At 65.4% G+C, this 17,624-nt stretch carries 15 protein-coding genes; 5 read left to right on the forward strand and 10 right to left on the reverse strand.

Annotation, left to right across the window (positions count from 1 at the left end):
- Positions 1-81: 81 nt before the first annotated feature.
- On the reverse strand, positions 82-1,998 hold the full coding sequence (locus tag ACY466_RS16090; RefSeq protein ID WP_463246537.1) for a flavin-containing monooxygenase: 1,917 nt from the start codon (positions 1,996-1,998) through the stop codon (positions 82-84).
- A gap of 175 nt (positions 1,999-2,173) precedes the next feature.
- Between ACY466_RS16090 and ACY466_RS16095 the strand changes: the two genes are divergently transcribed.
- Genes ACY466_RS16095 through ACY466_RS16110 form a run of 4 tightly spaced genes read left to right on the forward strand, consistent with a single transcriptional unit; the run spans position 2,174 to position 6,183 of the window.
- Positions 2,174-2,836: a nitroreductase family protein gene (locus tag ACY466_RS16095; protein ID WP_463246539.1), complete on the forward strand. Its 663-nt coding sequence runs from the start codon at positions 2,174-2,176 to the stop codon at positions 2,834-2,836.
- 29 nt (positions 2,837-2,865) lie between these two features.
- Complete coding sequence (locus ACY466_RS16100) at positions 2,866-4,428, forward strand: class I adenylate-forming enzyme family protein (protein ID WP_463246540.1); 1,563 nt, start codon at positions 2,866-2,868, stop codon at positions 4,426-4,428.
- A complete protein-coding gene (locus ACY466_RS16105) occupies positions 4,425-5,060 on the forward strand; it encodes a TetR/AcrR family transcriptional regulator (protein ID WP_463246542.1) in 636 nt (211 codons plus the stop codon). The genes ACY466_RS16100 and ACY466_RS16105 overlap by 4 nt, the downstream gene beginning before the upstream one ends.
- A complete protein-coding gene (locus ACY466_RS16110) occupies positions 5,050-6,183 on the forward strand; it encodes a serine hydrolase domain-containing protein (protein ID WP_463246544.1) in 1,134 nt (377 codons plus the stop codon). The genes ACY466_RS16105 and ACY466_RS16110 overlap by 11 nt, the downstream gene beginning before the upstream one ends.
- 3 nt (positions 6,184-6,186) lie before the next feature.
- On the opposite strand, the gene ACY466_RS16115 is transcribed toward ACY466_RS16110, so the two are convergent.
- From ACY466_RS16115 to ACY466_RS16135, 5 genes are all read right to left on the reverse strand, one after another.
- Positions 6,187-7,065, reverse strand: coding sequence for an NAD(P)-dependent oxidoreductase (locus ACY466_RS16115; protein WP_463246546.1), 879 nt, complete (start codon positions 7,063-7,065; stop codon positions 6,187-6,189).
- 49 nt (positions 7,066-7,114) lie between these two features.
- Complete coding sequence (locus ACY466_RS16120) at positions 7,115-8,149, reverse strand: 2,3-butanediol dehydrogenase (protein WP_463246548.1); 1,035 nt, start codon at positions 8,147-8,149, stop codon at positions 7,115-7,117.
- 83 nt (positions 8,150-8,232) lie between these two features.
- Complete coding sequence (locus ACY466_RS16125) at positions 8,233-9,006, reverse strand: SDR family NAD(P)-dependent oxidoreductase (RefSeq protein ID WP_463246550.1); 774 nt, start codon at positions 9,004-9,006, stop codon at positions 8,233-8,235.
- Entirely contained in the window at positions 9,003-10,088 is a 1,086-nt protein-coding gene (locus ACY466_RS16130; RefSeq protein ID WP_463246552.1) for an SDR family oxidoreductase, read from the reverse strand. Before ACY466_RS16130 ends, ACY466_RS16125 begins: the two co-directional genes overlap by 4 nt.
- Positions 10,085-11,149: a zinc-dependent alcohol dehydrogenase gene (locus ACY466_RS16135; protein WP_463246554.1), complete on the reverse strand. Its 1,065-nt coding sequence runs from the start codon at positions 11,147-11,149 to the stop codon at positions 10,085-10,087. The genes ACY466_RS16130 and ACY466_RS16135 overlap by 4 nt, the downstream gene beginning before the upstream one ends.
- Positions 11,150-11,374: 225 nt before the next feature.
- Between ACY466_RS16135 and ACY466_RS16140 the strand changes: the two genes are divergently transcribed.
- Positions 11,375-12,088 carry a helix-turn-helix domain-containing protein gene (locus ACY466_RS16140; protein ID WP_463246556.1) on the forward strand — a complete coding sequence of 238 codons (714 nt, stop codon included), beginning with the start codon at positions 11,375-11,377 and terminating at the stop codon, positions 12,086-12,088.
- 7 nt (positions 12,089-12,095) lie between these two features.
- On the opposite strand, the gene ACY466_RS16145 is transcribed toward ACY466_RS16140, so the two are convergent.
- From ACY466_RS16145 to ACY466_RS16160, 4 genes are read right to left on the reverse strand one after another with little or no spacing between them, the layout of a single operon-like run.
- Complete coding sequence (locus ACY466_RS16145) at positions 12,096-12,866, reverse strand: SDR family NAD(P)-dependent oxidoreductase (protein ID WP_463246557.1); 771 nt, start codon at positions 12,864-12,866, stop codon at positions 12,096-12,098.
- Positions 12,867-12,904: 38 nt separating this feature from the next.
- Entirely contained in the window at positions 12,905-13,879 is a 975-nt protein-coding gene (locus ACY466_RS16150) for a zinc-dependent alcohol dehydrogenase (RefSeq protein ID WP_463246559.1), read from the reverse strand.
- A 41-nt stretch (positions 13,880-13,920) separates the two neighbouring features.
- Complete coding sequence (locus ACY466_RS16155) at positions 13,921-16,431, reverse strand: ATP-binding cassette domain-containing protein (protein WP_463246561.1); 2,511 nt, start codon at positions 16,429-16,431, stop codon at positions 13,921-13,923.
- 56 nt (positions 16,432-16,487) lie between these two features.
- The gene (locus tag ACY466_RS16160) at positions 16,488-17,573 is read right to left on the reverse strand and encodes a substrate-binding domain-containing protein (protein WP_463246563.1); all 1,086 of its coding nucleotides are present in this window, start codon (positions 17,571-17,573) and stop codon (positions 16,488-16,490) included.
- Positions 17,574-17,624: the final 51 nt, after the last annotated feature.

The following is a 17,624-nucleotide window of genomic DNA, read 5'->3' on the forward strand; positions in this document are numbered from 1 at the left end:
TACGGGACGGGACCAGGATCGCCGCACCTCGCAGTCCACCCACTCGACGGACACGCTGCCGCGTTGTCGATCGCGCGAGCCTCAGTCCGGACGAGCCTCGGTAACGAAGTCGTCGAGGTTCGCCCGCCGCGTCATCTCCCAATAGTCGACGATGCGCCACGGCAATGTCGACACCACGCGTCCGGCGTCGTTGCGGTACCAGTTGTCCATACCGCCGTGCGACCAGATCATCTTCGCGTGCGCCTCGTCGTGCTTGCGGACGTAGTCGGCCTCCACCTCGGGCTTGCACTCGATGGCCCCGATTCGCTTGTTCACCATGTCGATCAGAACATCGACGATGTACCGCACCTGGCATTCGGCGATGGTGATGTAGCTACCCCCGTGTCCCAGCACGGTTCCGGGGCCGCAGGTGATGAAGAAGTTCGGAAAATCCGGGACGGTGATGCCCAGATACGCGTGCGCATCCTCCGGGCCCCAGACATCACGGATCGAGTCGCCCGATCGCCCTCGCACGTCGATCGGCGTCAACAGCTTGTGCGTCTCGAAACCCGTCGCCAGAATCACCACGTCGACCTCGGTCTCCGGACCATCGCTCGCGACAACCGAGTTCGATGTGATCGACGAGACGGCGTCGGCGACGAGGGTGACGTTGTCGCGACGCAGCGCGGCGTACCACCCGTTATCGAGGAGCATTCGCTTGCCGAACGGCGGGTAATCGGGGAGCGACTTCTCGATCAGGTCGGGGCGGCCTTCGAGCTCGCGCTCGATGTAGCGGGTAAACACGCGTCGATGCGCGTCGTTCATCGGATTGATCGAGCGCCGCGGATGCTCCCACTCGGGATCCACCTGCAACGAGCTGTGCACCCGATCGTTGAAGTTCCAGGCCAGGCGGGTCCGGTACCACAGCCGGTACAGGGGAACGACCTCCATCAGGTAGTTCGCGTCGTCGCCCATCTCCGAGAAGTACACATCGCTCGACGACACCCACTGGGGCGACCGCTGGAACACCGTTGCGTGTCCTACCGTCGGCGCGACGGCCGGCAGCACCTGCATGGCGCTGGCCCCGGTTCCGACGATGGCGACGCGCTTACCGGTCAGGTCCAGATTTGCCGGCCAGTTCGCGGTGTGGAAGATCGGCCCGTCGAACGAGTCGAGCCCGGGAATGGGAGGCACCTTCGGCCGATTGAGCTGACCGGTCGCGGTGATCACCACGTCGGCGGTCAGGGTGTCGCCGTCGACGGTCCCCACGGTCCAGCCCTGTCGCCGGGCGTCGTACTCGGCGGTCGCCACCTCGGTGTCGAAGCGAATGCGTTGCCGCAGTTCGTGTTCGCTGGCGACCTCGCTGAGGTATTGCCACACCTCGTCGCGCTTGCCGAAGTGCGTGGTCCACGCCCGGGGCGCGAAGGAGTACGAGTACAGGTGACTGGGTGTGTCGACGCCGGCACCGGGGTAGGTGTTCTCGAACCAGCCGCCGCCCACGTCGGAGTTCTTCTCGAGCACGACGTGACTGATGCCGGCCTCGTGCAGCTTGATGGCGGCGAGCATTCCGGAGACGCCCGCACCGATCACGATGACCGACAGATCGTTCGGTGCGGCGACCGGGGTGTCTGGGGCGGTGAACCCCATGTCCTCGGCGACCATGACGCCGAACTCGGGAGGTACCTGTTCGCCGACGGCGACGCTGATCATCTCGACGAGGTGCTCCGGGTCGGGTGCGGGCACCGCCATGGGCTCGCCATCGTGGTAAGCGCAGATCGCGTCGAGGGCGGCGGCACGGATGCGGGCGGCGACGGGGTCGTCGAACCCGCCGGTGTCGTTGTTGTCCATGCCCCGGCTGCGCGTGGGGCGATACGGATCGGAGAGCCACCTGCGATCACCGGTCAACTGGTAGAGCACCGCGACAAGCGTGGGCAGGTTGGCCGCCTCGAGGGCGTGCGAGAGCCGGTCCCGATCGACTCGGTCTGCGGTCTCCGCTGCCGCTGCTGCGCCTGTGGACACCGGTACCTCCTGTTGCGAGCTGCTTCCGACAGCTTAACTAACCACGGTTAGGCAACGAGGCGCAAGGGATTCACGAACTCCGCTTTCATCCGAATTTGGCCCTTGACAATGTGGCCCACGCCACACGATGCTTCATGCCACTACCTAACAGCGGACAGGCGAAAGGGACACCCCCATGGAACTCACCGAGGCGATGCGCACCACCGGCACCTGCAGGCGATACCTCAGCGATCACGTTCCGGACGAGGTGTTCAAGGCCGCGTTCGACGTCGCTCGCTTCGGCCCGCAGGGCGGCAACCGTCAGCCCGTGCGGTGGATCGTCGTGCGCGACGCCGCCCGCAAGCAGGCACTCGCCGATCTCTACCTGCCGATGTGGGACGCCTACTTCGCCGGCATCACCGGCGGAACCGTCGCCGTCGGTGCACTGCCCAAGACCGTTCAGGACGCCGACTACTTCGCCCGCCACCTCGCCGAGGTGCCCGCCATCGTGGTGGTCTGCGCCGCCCTGGACGGACTCCATCCCACCGACCACGAACTCGGGCGACTCTCCGTCGTCGGCGGCGCGTCCATCTATCCCACCGTGCAGAACCTGTGCCTGAGTCTGCGCGATCAGGGCGTGGCCACCGCGGTGACGACCCTGCTGTGCCACGAGGAGCCCGCCATCCGCGAACTGCTCGGCATCCCGGACGAATACATCACCGCGGCGCACATCGCCGTCGGCTACCCGGAGAAGTCGTTCCCGCGCAGACTCACTCGCGATCCCGTCGAGCAGATCGTGGCGGCAGAGACGTTCTCGCAGCCGATGTTCGACTCCGCTGCACTCTCGCCGGCCCTGTAGAAACAACGCTCAGCCCTGAGGAGATCACCGTGCCCGGTACCGCCATCCACCACCGCTCCCCCATCGGCCGCGCCACCATCGGCGATCAACTCCGGCGTCACGCGCGGACGCAGCCGGACAAGGTCGCGTTCATCAGCTACGCGGCGGACGGCACCCGCGAGGTGACCACCTACGGCGAACTCGACGCTCGGGCAAATCGGTTCGCCAATCTGCTGGTCGATCTGGGCGTGAGGTCCGGTGACCGCGTCGCCTCGATGGCTCGCAACAGCGTCGACGTGGTGGTGGCGTACTACGGCACGCTCAAAGCCGGCGCAGCGTTCACCGGCATCAACGTGATGTACCGCGCGGCCGAGGTGAAGCACCAGCTCGAACACGCCGAACCCACAGTGGTGGTGGCCGATCCGTCGTACGCCGACATCATCGCCTCGGTGAAGCCGGACACGACCACGCTGGTGACGTTCGGCAGCGAGTACGCCGAGCTGACCGCGAATACGCCGTCGTCCGAGCCGGACGTCGACATGGACGAGAACGACGTCGCGATGGTCATCTACACCTCCGGAACCGAAGCCGCCCCCAAGGGCGTGATGATCCCGCACCGCAACTTTCTGATCTCCACAGCACCCGCGTGGAGTTGGGGCCTGCGGACGGGACCGGAGGACACCTGGCTCTTCGTCATGCCGTTCCACACCATCGCGGGGCTGGGTTCGATGACGACCCTCACGCTGATGGGTGCCACGTTGGTGTTGCCCGCGACGGTCGATCCCGAACAATCGCTGCGCATCATCGCCGCCGAGAAGATCTCCGTCATCGCGCAGACCCCCACGTTCTACCTGGCCCTGGCCCGCGACGCGCGGTTCGGACCCGAGTCCGTGAACCAGGTTCGACGTTGCCTCACCTACGGCGGACAGGTGTCACCGCACACCATCAGCGCCTGGGCGGCGGCCGCACCCGACGCCATCTGGGGCACCTACTGGGGGCAGTCGGAACTCTCGCAGCTCGGCTCCGTCGGATGGTTCTCGACACTCGACGACATTCCCGACGGCGACGCGTCGTGGATCGGCAAGCCCGTCACCCACCTCGAGATCAAGGTCGTCGATGCCGCGGGCAACGAGAGCGAGATCGGTGAATTGCTCTGCCGCACCCCATCGGTGATGCTCGGCTACTTCAAGGACGACGAGCGCACGGCCGAGGCGTTCCGCGACGGCTGGGTGCACACCGGCGACATGGTGCGCATCGACGCCGACGGCAACCTGTTCTTCTACGATCGGATGAAGGACATGATCAAGTCGGGAGGGATGAACGTGTCGTCGCAGGAAGTCGAACGCACCATTCACACGCACCCGGACGTGTTGCGCGCCGCCGTCGTCGGAGTCGCGGACCCGTACTGGTCCGAGGCCGTGACGGCGTTCGTCATTCCGCGCGACGGTGCGACCGCCCACCCGGCCGCGATCATCGAGTTCTGCCGGGCGGAGTTGGCGTCGTACAAGGCACCGAAGGCAGTACACATCGTGGCCGAACTGCCCGTCGACCCGCAGGGCAAAATTCTGAAGCGGGAGCTGCGCGCACTGGCAGCGGTGGAGGAAACCGTATGACCCAGCCCGACGCAGCAGGGCTCGTCAGTCCTCTTCCTCGGCAGATTAGGACGCGGCAGCGACGGGACGACATCGTCGCCAACGCCGCCACGATCTTTGCGCGCGAGGGCTACTCGAACGTGGGCATGCGCGATATCGCCGATGCCGTCGGCATCAAGGGCGCGAGTCTGTATCACCATTTTCCGTCGAAGGAAGACATTCTGTTCGCGATCTGTCTGACAGTGACGCAGGAACCGGCCGAGGAGAACCTGCCGCTGCTCGACGCGGCCGGGACTCCCACCGAACGCCTGTCGTCCTTGGTGCGTGCGCATCTGGTGCATCTGAACCGACGACGAGTCGAGTACATCGTCGGCCTGCACGAGCTGGCCTCCCTGACCCCCGAGCACCGCGGGGCGATCGAGGACTACCGCCGTCAGTACCAACGACGGGTCCGCGATGTCATCACTGCGGGCATGCGCAGCGGCGAATTCACCGTCCCGGACGCGCGGTTGGCGTCGTTCGCCCTGACGGACATGCTCAATGGCATCAGCAACTGGTTCCACGACGGCGGCGAGCTGAGTATCGACGACGTGGCCGACGGCTACGTGGAACTCGCCGTCCATCGTGTTCTCGGTGCACCACATGGCGATTGACGGCCACTGCGACCCAGCGTTCACCGCGGTGAACGACGCGCTGGCCGCCAACCTCGACAGCGGAGCAGAGCTCGGCGCGTCGATCGTGGTCGACATCGACGGCCGCCGCGCCGTCGACCTGTGGGGCGGCCATCGAGACACGGAACGTCGCCTGCCTTGGGCGTCGGACACGATCACCAATGTCTGGTCGACCACGAAGATGGTGACGTGCCTGGCCGCGCTGATGCTCATCGACCGAGGAACGCTCGAGCCCGACGCCCCCGTCGCCCGCTACTGGCCCGAGTTCGCAGCCGCCGGCAAGGAGAACATTGCCGTCCGTCACCTGATGTCGCACACCTCCGGGATGTCGGGCTGGGACCGACCGTTCGCCGAGGACGACCTCTACGACTGGGAGCTCTCCACATCACGTCTCGCCGCACAGGCACCGTGGTGGGATTCGCGCACCACGTCCGGCTATCACGCGGCCAGCCAAGGCCATCTGATCGGCGAACTGGTGCGTCGCGTCACCGGGAAATCACTGCGGCAGTTCGTCGACGAGGAGATCGCCGGACCCCTCGGGGCCGACTTCCAGATCGGCGCGAAGCCGGCCGACCGGTCCCGCATCGCCGATGTCGTACCGCCTCCCCCACCGGCAGCCGACGCGGTGCCCGATCCGTCGATGGTGCGCCGCCGTACCTTCCTGGGCCCGCTCGTGAAAGCCGAATCGGCGAACACCGCAGCGTGGCGCGCAGCGGACATGGGTGCGCTGAACGGACACGGCAATGCGCGCTCGGTCGCCAGAATCCTGTCGGTCATCTCCCGCGGCGGAACCGTGGACGGCGTACGGCTACTGAGTCCGGACACCGTCGACACGATCTTCGACGAGCAGTCCAACGGCATCGACCTGGCCCTGGGCATCCCGCTCCGCTTCGGCCTCGGTTTCGCTCTACCACAACAGGAATCCGTACCGTACATCCCCGACGGCAAGATCTGCTTCTGGGGCGGATGGGGCGGATCGCTGGTGATCATGCACCCGGAGTCTCAGCTGACCATCGCCTACGTCATGAACCGGATGGGGCCGGGAATCATCGGCTCGGACCGGGCGGAGCAGTACGTGCGGGCGATCTACGAGGCCATGGTCTGACGGTCAGCGCTCGGTAGGAGTCAGAAATTCGAGCACCGCCGCCATGTCCTTGGCGCCGAGCCCGGAGTCCAACGCTCGGTCGAGAACATCCCCGACGGTGGTGGCCTGCGGGAGCTCGAGACCGTGGTCGCGGGCCAGGGCAAGTCCCAGGCCCACGTCCTTGTGCAGTAACGACAAGGGGAACGCCACTCCCGCACCGGCCGGATCGAGGAAGTGCTCGCGCTTGTAGCCGACATACGGCGCTGCCACGGCGCTCGAACCCAGTACTTCGTACAGGGCGGACGGCGCCAGACCCGCCGACTCAGCCAGGACCAGCGCTTCGGCCACGGCCTGGTTCAGCGATGCGAGAACCGAATTGACCGCGAGCTTGGCCACCGAAGCAGTACCCGCCGGGCCGGTGTGGAACTGGGCGCGCGTTACTGCCTCCAGAACCGGCTTCAGGTAGGCGAATTGGGTGTCATCGCACCCGACCATCGTGGTGATCTGCCCGGTCTCGGCCAGGCTCACGCTGCCGGAGACCGGAGCGTCGACCACGGCAGTCCCCGAACCTCCGGCGCGCTTGGCGAAGTCGCGGACCGCAGTCGGGCCGACCGTTCCCATCACCACGTGAAGGTGCTCGGCGGCGCCGGCGGTGGCGATACCGCCGGCGCCGAACAGCACCTCATCGGTCGCGGCCGCGTCGGGCAGCATGCTGAACGAGATCTCGGCGCCGGTCAGATCGGCGGGCGTCGTGGTGATCGTCATCCCGAGATCGACCAGGCCGGCCGGCGCGGTGTCGGCCGTCAGGTACAGGTCGTACGCGGTGACCGTGTGCCCGGCTTCGAGGAAGCGTCGAACCATGTGGGTACCCATGCGGCCGACTCCGGCAAATCCGATGTGCATGTCTTCTCCTGATGTGTGGCGGGCCGTGAAATATGCACTGCTATGTGGATCAGCGATCCGTTGCGTCGCCGACTCGGACCAAGAGCTTCTGCGCGTCGCCGTTCGGATCGAGCAGTCGGTCGAACCCGTCGGCGACGATGTTCTCGACGTCGATGATCTCCGAGACCACCTTCTCCACCGGGTAGCGTCCCGATGCGACCAGAGCGATGATGCGCGGCCAGTCGTGCACCGGGTAGCACCACGTCCCCACCAGAGTCAGATCCTTGTTCGCCATGGCCATGGGATCGATCGTCGCGGGCTTGACGTGCAGACCGACCTGCGCGACCGTTCCGCCGGAACGCACGCTCTCGAGGGCTGCGGTGAGCCCGAGCTGGTGACCCGAACATTCCGCCGCGGCATCGACACCGATTCCGCCGGTGAGTTCGCGGACCACGGCGGGGATGTCCTGCACGGTCGGATCCAGGACCTCCGCGATCCCAAAGGCCTGGATCAGCGCGCGACGCTTGGCGTTCGGCTCCGACACGATGATCCGTGACGCACCCGAGGCGTGCGCATACAGAGCGGACAGGGCCCCGATCGGTCCGGCACCGGTGATGAGGATCGTGTCCCCCGCCCCCAACCCGGTGCAGTCGACACCGTAGGCCGCCACCGCGGCCGGCTCGATCAGCGCGCCCTGCACGTCACTGACGCTGTCCGGCAGTACCGACACCTGTCGTTCCTGCACCGCAACCAGTTCGGATATTCCGCCGCCACCCCAACTCAATCCGGTGCAGGCCATGACCACGCACAGGTGATTGAGCCCGCGGTGGCAGTAGTAGCACTTGCCGCAGCTGATGAGCGGCATGACCGAGACGCGATCGCCCACGGCGATCGAACTGACATCGGAACCGATCTCCACGACACGAGCGGAGAACTCGTGTCCGAACACCTGTGGCGCCTTCGCACCCGTGAGCGCATGGGGTTCGGTCGGAATGACGATCGGACCGAACGCATACTCGTGCAGATCCGTTCCACAGATGCCGCAGAAGAACGGCCGAAGCAGAACCTCGCTGGGTCCCACCTCGGGGGGTGCAACATCTTCCACCCGGACATCATGTCGATCGTGAAATACCGCGGCGCGCATAATCTCTCCTGAAATCGTTGATCTAGGTACTGGATCGGCCCTGGTCAGACTGCGGTGATGCCGCCGTCGATGGTGACCGCGGAGCCGGTCTGATAACCGACGTCCTCCCGCAGAAGGAAGACCACGAGCTCGGCGATCTCCTCGGGAGAGCCGTACCGACGCAGCGGCGTGCCCTCGATGAACCGGTCACGCTCGAAGTTCGGATCGTCCGGGTTCACGAGACTCTCGGACCTCGACATCAGTGGAGTGTCCACCGGTCCGGGGCAGATGCAGTTCACCCGGATGCCGTGGGCAGCTGATTCTGCTGCGGCACTTCGGGTCAGGCCGAGCACGGCATGCTTGGTCACCACGTAGTCGGAGCGATCGGGAGCGCCCTTGAGACTGAGGATCGACCCGGTGTTGACCACCGCTCCGCCCCCGGACCGTTGCAGCAGCGGAAGTACGTTCTTGAGCCCGAAGAACATCCCGTTGAGGTTGACGTCGACCACCGATCGCCATTCACTCTCGGTGGTATCGACGATGGACTTGTGCACCCCCTCGACACCTGCGTTGTTGAAGAACAGTCGTGGTTCACCGATCAGCGAGGTTGCGGCGTCCGCATACGCTTTCACCTGATCGTGGACGGACACGTCTGCGGCGAACGCGTGGATCTCGCCCTCCGACTCCGCTGCCGTGCGCTCCGCGGACGCCATGTTCATGTCGACGGCGAGCACCCGTGCACCCGCGGACGCCAGACGATGAGCCACCGCCCGCCCGATGCCGCTGCCGGCACCGGTGACGATCGCGCCCTTGTTCTCGAACAGTGATGGTTCGTTCATCGCTGACTCCTCGGGAGTATTCCGGCCGTACGGTAGCTCTCGGTCTTGTCCATGAAACTGTCGAACGTGGATCGGAATCCGAGGAAGCCGGCCTTGCGGCTCTTCGTCATGTCGGTCAGGCACTCGATGTCGCGGCCCAGGTCGCCGTCCGTATGCCACCAGGACGCCAGGCGATCGACATCTGCTTCGGCCAGATCGTGCTTGGCAGCGATCTGCTTCCATACCGCAGCTGCGTCACCCATTCGCTCGTCGAGCGGCTTGGGTGCGTCGGAGAACCCGACAGGTTCGACGCCGAACGCCTCCGCGATCTGCGGCCACATCCAGCGCCATCGGAACACGTCACCGTTCGCTATGTTGAAGGCTTCGTTCTCGCCCTCGACATGTGTTGCCGCCCAGATCATCTGCTCGGCGAGCAGGTCCGCGTCGGTGATGTCGGTCAGTCCGTTCCACTGGGTGTCCGAGCCGGGGAACACGAACGGCGTACCGGTCTCGCGGCAGATCTCGGCGTACACCCCGAGGGTGAGCGCCATGTTCATCGCGTTCCCCACCGCGTAACCGAAGACGGTGTGCGCTCGGTGCACGCTCCAGGTGAAGTGCTGCGCTCCCGAGGCTGCGAACAGTTCGTCCTCTTGGGTGTAGTAGAAGTTGGGGTTCGGCAGCCTCGGTTCGCTCTCGTGGAAGGGAGTTTCGGCCATGACGCCGGTCGCGTAATCGTCGAACGGGCCGAGATAGTGCTTCAGGCCGGTCATCAGCGCGACGTGACGCAGCGCGGACCTGCCTTTCATAGCGCCGAGGACGTTGCGCACGATGGCCCCGTTGACTTCGATGTTCTCGGCCTCCGAGTCCTGCTTCATCCAGGCCGTGACGAACACGATCTCCGGGTCGACGCCCTCGAGTGCCGCAGCCAACGACTCCGGATCGAGCAGATTCGCCGAGACCGGCACCACGCCCTCGACCGGATTGGTCGTGCCGCGGGCCAGACCGTACGTGGTCCATCCGGCGTCGACGAGCTGACGCGAGATCGTCTGTCCGGCAATTCCGGTGGCACCGATGACGAGCGCCGCTCTGCTGGGCGCGCTCATCGGAGCGCCGGATCGATGAGGACCTTGCCTTCGACCTTGCCGGTCGAGAGTCTGTCGAGCTGCGCGGGCAGATCGGACAGTCCGACCGGCGTTTCGGCCAGCTCCTGGCCGAGCGGTCCGGTGTTCAGGATGTCCAGTGCAGCAGGTAGATCCGTGTCGCACACGTGGGCCAAGGTGGTTTCGAGAGTGATCTCTCGAAAGACGAGCGAATGCACATCCAGCTCCGGTTTCTCTTTGGGAATTCCTACTGCGAGCACGCGGCCACCATCGGCCACCATGGTCAACGCCGAGACCAATTGGCCGGGCGCTCCGCTCGCTTCGATGACGACATCGGGTTTCTTTCCGCCCAGAGCCTCGATGATGTCCGCGCCGAGATCGTCGGACGGAGTGAGTGTGCGATGCGCCCCGAGTCGCGAGGCGCGATCCAGTCTCTTCCCCGGAAAGTCGACGACGGTGACATCGACGTCGGCCAGGTGCTGCAGTCCGGCGAGAACGAAGGAACCGATGGCACCGGCCCCGATGACGACGACGTTGTCCCCGTCTCGGGCACCCGAGCGCCGAGCAGCGTGTATCCCGACGGCCAACGGCTGCGCGAGTCCGGCGTGGTCGATGGACAGCCCCTCGGGCAGCGCTCGCACTGTCTTCGACGGGACGCTCGCGTACTCGGCCATGCCGCCGTCGACGTTGAGTCCCAGGGTCTTGTAGGTCGCACACTGGTTGGTACGGCCCTCGCGGCAGCGTCGGCATGTGCCGCACCAGATCCCGGCTCCGGTGGCAACCAGGTCGCCCACCCGTGCGTCGGACTCGGGGTCGGCCTCCACTATTTCGCCGACGAATTCGTGACCGAGGATCAACGGTCCCTGGTGTCCGCTGTTCGGATGCCGACGCAACACCGGAAAGGTCTTGGGACCCGCCACCCATTCCGAGGCGTCGGTACCGCAGATGCCCGAACGGAGAACGCGCACGAGCGCCTCTCCCGACGCGCGTCGGGGGATCGGAACCTCCTCGACGCGGATATCGTGCGCACCGTAGTAAACGGCGGCATGCATGGTGTCGGACACGATTTCTCCTCGAACAACGTTGACTGTGATGTGCGCTACTCTCGGACTGTAGAGTAACACTGCACATGTTCACTGCCTAGGGGTATCGGCGTAAAGCCGTCGAAAATGCGTTGAACAGCGAAATGGACGTCGGGTGCAACAATCGATGCACTACGGTCGTCCAGTGGGTACTTACACCCGGCATCAGGGGGAGACGTTCATGCAGAGGTGGGAGGCGGTAGACGAATGAGCGAAGAGACCGTCGACGGACCGGCGGACACATCCGTTCAGATGAACGCGCAGATGGGTCTACGGCTTCGCGGTGCGCGCGAGAAGGCGAACATGTCACTGCGGGAGATGGCGCGGCGCATTCATCTGTCGCCCAGCTTCGTATCTCAGGTCGAGCTCGGACGTACGGCGCCGTCGGTCGGCACGCTGTACGCGATGGTCACCGAGCTCGGACTCTCGCTCGATTCGCTGATGGCGGAGGACGTCGCACCTCGTGACCTCGAATCGCCGCAACCGCCCACTCGCTCGACGGTGACGGACCGCCCCGCGCCGGCGCATGCCGGCGGGGGCGCCACGACGTCGTCCGTTCAGCCGCTCCCCGAAGTGGGCTCGCTCCCCGGTCTGCAGCGCGCCGACGAACGTCCCGAGTTGTATCTCGGCGGCGTCCGTTGGGAACGCCTGACACCGGACGACGATCCCGAGGTCGAATTCCTGCGTGTCACTTACCCGGCCGGAACCGAATCCTGCCCCGCGGACAACCTGATGAACCACGGCGGCAAGGAATACATCCACATCCTGTCCGGCCGATTGGAGATCCAGGTCGCCTTCGCACGTCAGGTCCTCGGCCCGGGTGACAGCCTGCATTTCGACTCGTCCATCCCGCACCGTCTGAGCAACCCGCACGACGAGACCTGCATTGCGATCTGGTTCGTGGTCGGACGCCAGAAGTGAGTCCTTCTCAGACTGCTGTGTAACCACCGTCGACGACGAGGGCTGCACCGTGCACGAAGCGGGCCTCGTCACTGGCGAGGAAGAGCACCGCATTGGCCACGTCCTCCGGTTCGCCCACATGTCCGATCGGATGCTTGGGCTCCATGATGTCGAGGTAGCCTCGCAGCCCGTCCTCGCTCCGCTCGGCCAGCTCACGCACGAACGGGGTCAAGATCGTGCCGGGGTGCACGGAGTTGACGCGAATGTGCTCGCGCCCGTACGTCACCGCGTCCTTCTTCGTCATGATCGTCACCGCGCCCTTGGCCGCGTGATACGGGGCCATCTCGTGGGAACCGACGAGTCCGTAGATCGACGAGATGTTGACGATGCTCCCACCGCCGTTGGCCCGCAGATGCCCGATGACGTGTTTGGTGCAGAAGAAGACGCCCTTGACGTCCACGGCGAACACCGCGTCCCACTCCGCTTCGGTGACCTGGTCGGTCGGTTTGTCGACACCGGAGATTCCGGCGTTGTTGACGAGGATGTCGATCTTTCCCAAAGATGCCGCCACCTGATCGAACACCGAGGACACCTCGGCCTCGTCACTGACGTCCAGTCGCCAGAACACAGCCCGTCCGCCGGCCTCTTCGATCAGGCGAACGGTTTCCTTTCCGTCCTCCACGGATACGTCGGTGACCGCAACGGCGGCCCCTTCCGTCGCGAACCGTGTGGCCATGGCACGGCCCATTCCTTTGCCGGATCCGGTGATGATGGCGACTTTGTCGTGTAGACGAGACATGAAGAGTCCTCGGTGTCGTTGGTGCAGTGGTGTGCGGGTCAGAGCGTGGCGTCGAAGGTGATGTGCACCTTGATGTTCTCGGCCGGCTTCTGCGCCTCGTCGAGAGCGGATACGGCGTCGGCGGCGGTGATCTCACGAGTCACGAGCCGACCGAGGTCGAGGCCGCTCTTCGCGATGAAGCGCAGCGTCGCCGGCCACACACCCGGCGAGCCGATCGCGCCACGAATGTCGAGTTCCTTCGATTGGATCAGTCCTAGCTTGGCCGGGGCCGAACGTCCGACGTCGATGCCGATGTACACGACACGTGCTCGATGTCCGGCGAGTTCGAGTGCACTCGCCATCACGTCGGGTCGGCCCGTCGCCTCGACGACGACGTCCGCACCGCGGCCGTTGCTCTCCCGGCCGAGCACCTCGTCGATCTCGTCCGGGGTCACCGCATGCGTTGCGCCGAGGGACAGGGCGGCCTCCCTGCGTCCCTCGGACGGTTCGACCACGATGGTCGTCGCTCCCAGCGCGGCCCCGCCGGCCACCACACCGAGCCCGATCGGCCCTGCACCGAGTACGACGAGCACGTCGCTCGCGTTGACGTTTCCGGCGCGCATCAGTCCGTAGTAGCCGCAGCTGAACGGCTCGACCAACGCACCGCTGGTGAAGGAGACCTCGTCCGGGAGTTTGTGCAGCCATGCAGGTTTGACGACGAAGAACTCTGCCGCTGCCCCGCTGATGGAGAAACCGAAGTGGTCCTCGCCGATGACACACTCTCCGACGACGCGGTCGCCCACCTCGAAACCGTCGACATCGGCACCGACCGCCGCCACCTCGCCGGACCACTCGTGTCCGGGGATGATCGGGTACTCGAACGGAATGATGTAGCGACCCTCGAGCAGCTCGATGTCGGAATGGCACACCCCGACCGATCGTGCTGCGATCAGCACCTCGTCGGGTGCGATGGTCGGGACGGCGAGGTCGGCGACCTCGGCCTGGTTCTCTCCCACGAATCTGAGTGCCTTCACTGGTTTCTCCTTGGTAAGACTGTGTGCACGGGAACGGACGGTCAGCGCGCGAGGCGCGAATTCCGTTGTTGAAGAGCGATGTACAGGATCGCGGCGACGATGACGATCGAGCCCTGAAGCCAGTACTGCCAAGCGGTGTCCAGGCGCAGGAAGTTGGCCAAGGCCAAGATGACCTGGAGGAGCAGCGCACCGAGCAGAACCGCGATCGGTGAGCCGCTGCCGCCGCGCAGAAGCGTTCCGGCAACGACGACCGCGGTGATGGCCGACAGGGTGAACCCGATCCCCTGGTTCGGATCACCGACTCCGACCTGCCCGACCAACATGAAGCCGCCCAGCATCGTCATCAGGGAGCAGCCGATGAAGGCCGCCGTGACGGTGACACCGGTACGGACGCCCATCTTCTCGGCGATGACGCTGTTGGATCCCGATGCGCGCAGAGCTATGCCCGGGCGAGCGAAGCGAAGAACGGCACCGAGGGCCACCGCCGCGAGGACCGCGATCACGAACGCCACCGGGACAGGACCGACGCTGTAGTTGATCGCGTCGAGTATCGCGAAGTCGACGTATCCATCGATCTCGGGGCGAAGCAGCAGCGACATACCCTGAATGCCGATGTACGTCACCAGAGTTGCTGCGACAGCGGTGAATCCGAGGCCTCGAATCAATCCACCGTTGATCGCGCCCACGATGATCGCTGCGGCGACCGCGATCGCGACACCGGCCACCAAACTGCCGACCGAGGCCCCGTCGAACCAGAAGAACGACATGATGACCAGCACCAACCCGGTGAGCGGTCCCACCGACAGATCGATGCCGCCGGTCATCACCACCAGCATCTGGCCGAGTGCGATGAACCCCAGCGCGGTGGTGGTGAGCAACACCGACACGATGTTGGCTTCACCCAGGAACCGTGCGTTCTGCGTGGTCGCGATCAGGGACAACGCCACGATGGCTCCGAGCAGGATGTACGCGGGCATCGAGCGAACGAGCTTGTTCGGCGCCTTGTCCACTGCGCCGGCATCGGTTGTCGCCGAGCTGTTTCGATGGCCGGTCGCGGACACCATGGCCTGCATCATGTTGTGCTCGGTCACCGCATCACCGCTGAGCGTTTCCACGACGGACCCCCGCGAGAGGACCAGAACCCTGTCGCACAGTCCTTCGAGTTCGATGGCGTCGGAGGACAGAACGACGATCGCCATGCCCGCGTCGGCTGCCTCGCGCAGCTCCCGATAGATCTCGGCGCGGGCACCGGCGTCGACGCCCTGCGTCGGCTCCTCGGCCAGAATCAACGCGGGCTTCGACAGCAGCGCACGGGCCAGGACCACCTTCTGCTGATTTCCGCCCGACAGGTTCCCCACCGACGTCTCGACGCTCGGCGCCTTCACCGTCAATGCATCGGCCATCGCCGAGGTCAGTTTTCTCTCGCTTCCCTTGTCGATGATCCCGTTGCGGACGAAACGTCCGAACGCGCCGAGCGCGGAATTCTCTCGGATCGAGAAGTCCGGCAGAACCCCTTCCCCTGCACGATCTGCAGGCATGAACGCGATTCCCGCCTTGTGGGCGTCCGCCGAGGACTTCAGCGTCAGTCGATCACCGCCCAACCGAATGGTTCCGGTGGATTCGCCCAGGCCGGCCAGTGCCCGGAGGAGAGCGACCTGGCCGTTGCCCGCGACACCGGCGAGTCCGACGATCTCGCCTGCACCGACCGTGAACGAGACGTCGTCGAAGTCGGCGCTCGACAGCTTCTCGACCACGAGGCCGTCGGCGCTCGGACCGGTTCCCTTGGGCGGGAACACGGCGTCGACGTCGCGGCCCGCGATGAGGGTGATGATCTCGTCGTCGGTCAGTTCCTGCGGATCGTAGGAGCCGCGTACCTTTCCGTCGCGCAGGATGGTCATCGTGTCCGCCAGTTCCCTGACTTCGGGGATCCGGTGGGTAATGTAGACGACGGCCACTCCGGCTGCGGCGAAGCGTCGAACCTGTTCGAAGAGCAGGTCCACCTTGTCCTGAACCAGCGGTGCGGTGGGCTCGTCGAGGATGAGCACCTTGGTGTCGGTGGCGAGTGCCTTGGCGATCTCGATGAGTTGACGCTCGGCGATCGGCAGGTCGCCGCACTTGGTGTCGGGATGCACCGTGCAGCCCACCACCGCCAACTTCTCGGTCACCCACGGTCCCATCTCGAACACGGAGGGCCGCATGGTCCGAGGAATGGCGAGCACCAGGTTCTCGGCAACCGTCAAGTCCGGCAACAGGGCCGGAGTCTGGTGGACGATGGAAATGCCGAGAGCCAAGGCATCGGCCGGCGTCAGCGCGGTCCGCTCGACTCCGTCGACGACGACCGATCCCGACGTCGGCTTCTGGGTCCCCGAGATGATCGACATCAGCGTCGACTTGCCTGCGCCGTTTTCACCCAGCAGTGCGTGGACCTGACCGGGCCTGATGTCGATGTCCACCCCCGACAGCGCGGTGACGGGGCCGAAGGTCATACCGATGCCGCGAACCTGGAGGTACGGCTCGGCGAGTGTGGCGGTGGACGTGGTTCTTTCGTTCATCGAAGCTCCTGACAGCACTGGCTGCGGTGTGATCGGCTGCGGTGTGATCGGACGTGTCATTGCAGAACCTCTCCGATACGTTGCGGATCGAGGGTGCTCGACAGGAGCGCATCCTCGGGAAGAGCCGGGTCGCAGATCGGTGCACTCGGGGTGGCGCTGATCGAATCCTCGAACGCGACCGGCACATCGACCTTGGACTCGGGCGCGATGCCGCCGGTGGCTTCGGCCACGACGTGCTGGACGGCGAGGCGGACCATGTAGGTCTGCGAGGTGACCGTGAACAACTCGAAACCGGGATTGGCGTCCTTGATCTGCTCGTACTGGCAGGACAATCCGTTGGAATCGGCCGACGCGATCAGGGGTAGCGGACGCCCGGCCTGTTGGAATGCGGTCATGATGCTGGTGGCGGCGAAGTCGGTCATGACCGCGTCGATCTGGGGATAACGCGAGAGCATGGTCGACGTGGCCTGTTGGGTCTCCGCCGGCGTCCAGTTGGTGACCGTGAACGGTTGGTCTCCGATCAGGTTGATGCCCGGGTTGTCGGCGAAGACCTCCTGCATGCCCGCGTACTCCGCGAGATCCTGGGAGTTCGCGGGTGGTCCGCCGAGGAACAGCACGTTGCCCTCGCCGTTGGGAAGGGAATTCACGAGCCACTCGGCGTAGAGACGGCCGATGGCACCGAAGTCCGCGGCCACGAACGTGGTGTACTCCGACCCTTCGGACCCACCCGGTGAAATGCGGTACGGCACGACGGCGACGCCCGCCTTGTACTCGTAGCGCAGCGCAGGAAGAATCGCCTGTCCGGCATCGGGGAACACGAGCATCCCGTCGACGCCCTGAGCTCCGAGACTCTTGATGTCGGCGATCGCTTTCTGAGTATCACCCTGGGCGTCGGTGGTGATGAAGTCCGTCACCGACGAACACTTCGCCAGCTCCTCTTGCAGTTCGGCCAAATTGGTTCGCTTCCAGCTGTTTCCGCCGCTACCGTCGGCGAATCCGATGACCGCTTCGGTGGGGCCGCACCATTCCGGGCGGGGCTCACTGCTCGATACGGTCTCGAAGCCGCCCACCGAGCAACCGGCGAGGAGGGCGGTCACGGGGAGCAGGGTCAGCATCCGCAGGGTGAATGTCTTGAGTGTCATCGGTGGAGTCCTCGAATCGCGGGGAGGGAACGGAAGTCGTGCCCGGGTGTG

This window comes from Rhodococcus sp. K11/5 (assembly GCF_055193735.1).

What these genes read in the sequence shown, in the direction of transcription:
- ACY466_RS16155 (WP_463246561.1), bottom strand. Translation starts at nt 16,431, where the DNA reads ATGAACGAAAGAACCACGTCCACCGCCACACTCGCCGAGCCGTACCTC.
- ACY466_RS16095 (WP_463246539.1), top strand. Translation starts at nt 2,174, where the DNA reads ATGGAACTCACCGAGGCGATGCGCACCACCGGCACCTGCAGGCGATAC.
- ACY466_RS16115 (WP_463246546.1), bottom strand. Translation starts at nt 7,065, where the DNA reads ATGCACATCGGATTTGCCGGAGTCGGCCGCATGGGTACCCACATGGTT.
- ACY466_RS16145 (WP_463246557.1), bottom strand. Translation starts at nt 12,866, where the DNA reads ATGTCTCGTCTACACGACAAAGTCGCCATCATCACCGGATCCGGCAAA.
- ACY466_RS16110 (WP_463246544.1), top strand. Translation starts at nt 5,050, where the DNA reads ATGGCGATTGACGGCCACTGCGACCCAGCGTTCACCGCGGTGAACGAC.
- ACY466_RS16140 (WP_463246556.1), top strand. Translation starts at nt 11,375, where the DNA reads ATGAGCGAAGAGACCGTCGACGGACCGGCGGACACATCCGTTCAGATG.
- ACY466_RS16160 (WP_463246563.1), bottom strand. Translation starts at nt 17,573, where the DNA reads ATGACACTCAAGACATTCACCCTGCGGATGCTGACCCTGCTCCCCGTG.
- ACY466_RS16130 (WP_463246552.1), bottom strand. Translation starts at nt 10,088, where the DNA reads ATGAGCGCGCCCAGCAGAGCGGCGCTCGTCATCGGTGCCACCGGAATT.
- ACY466_RS16105 (WP_463246542.1), top strand. Translation starts at nt 4,425, where the DNA reads ATGACCCAGCCCGACGCAGCAGGGCTCGTCAGTCCTCTTCCTCGGCAG.
- ACY466_RS16125 (WP_463246550.1), bottom strand. Translation starts at nt 9,006, where the DNA reads ATGAACGAACCATCACTGTTCGAGAACAAGGGCGCGATCGTCACCGGT.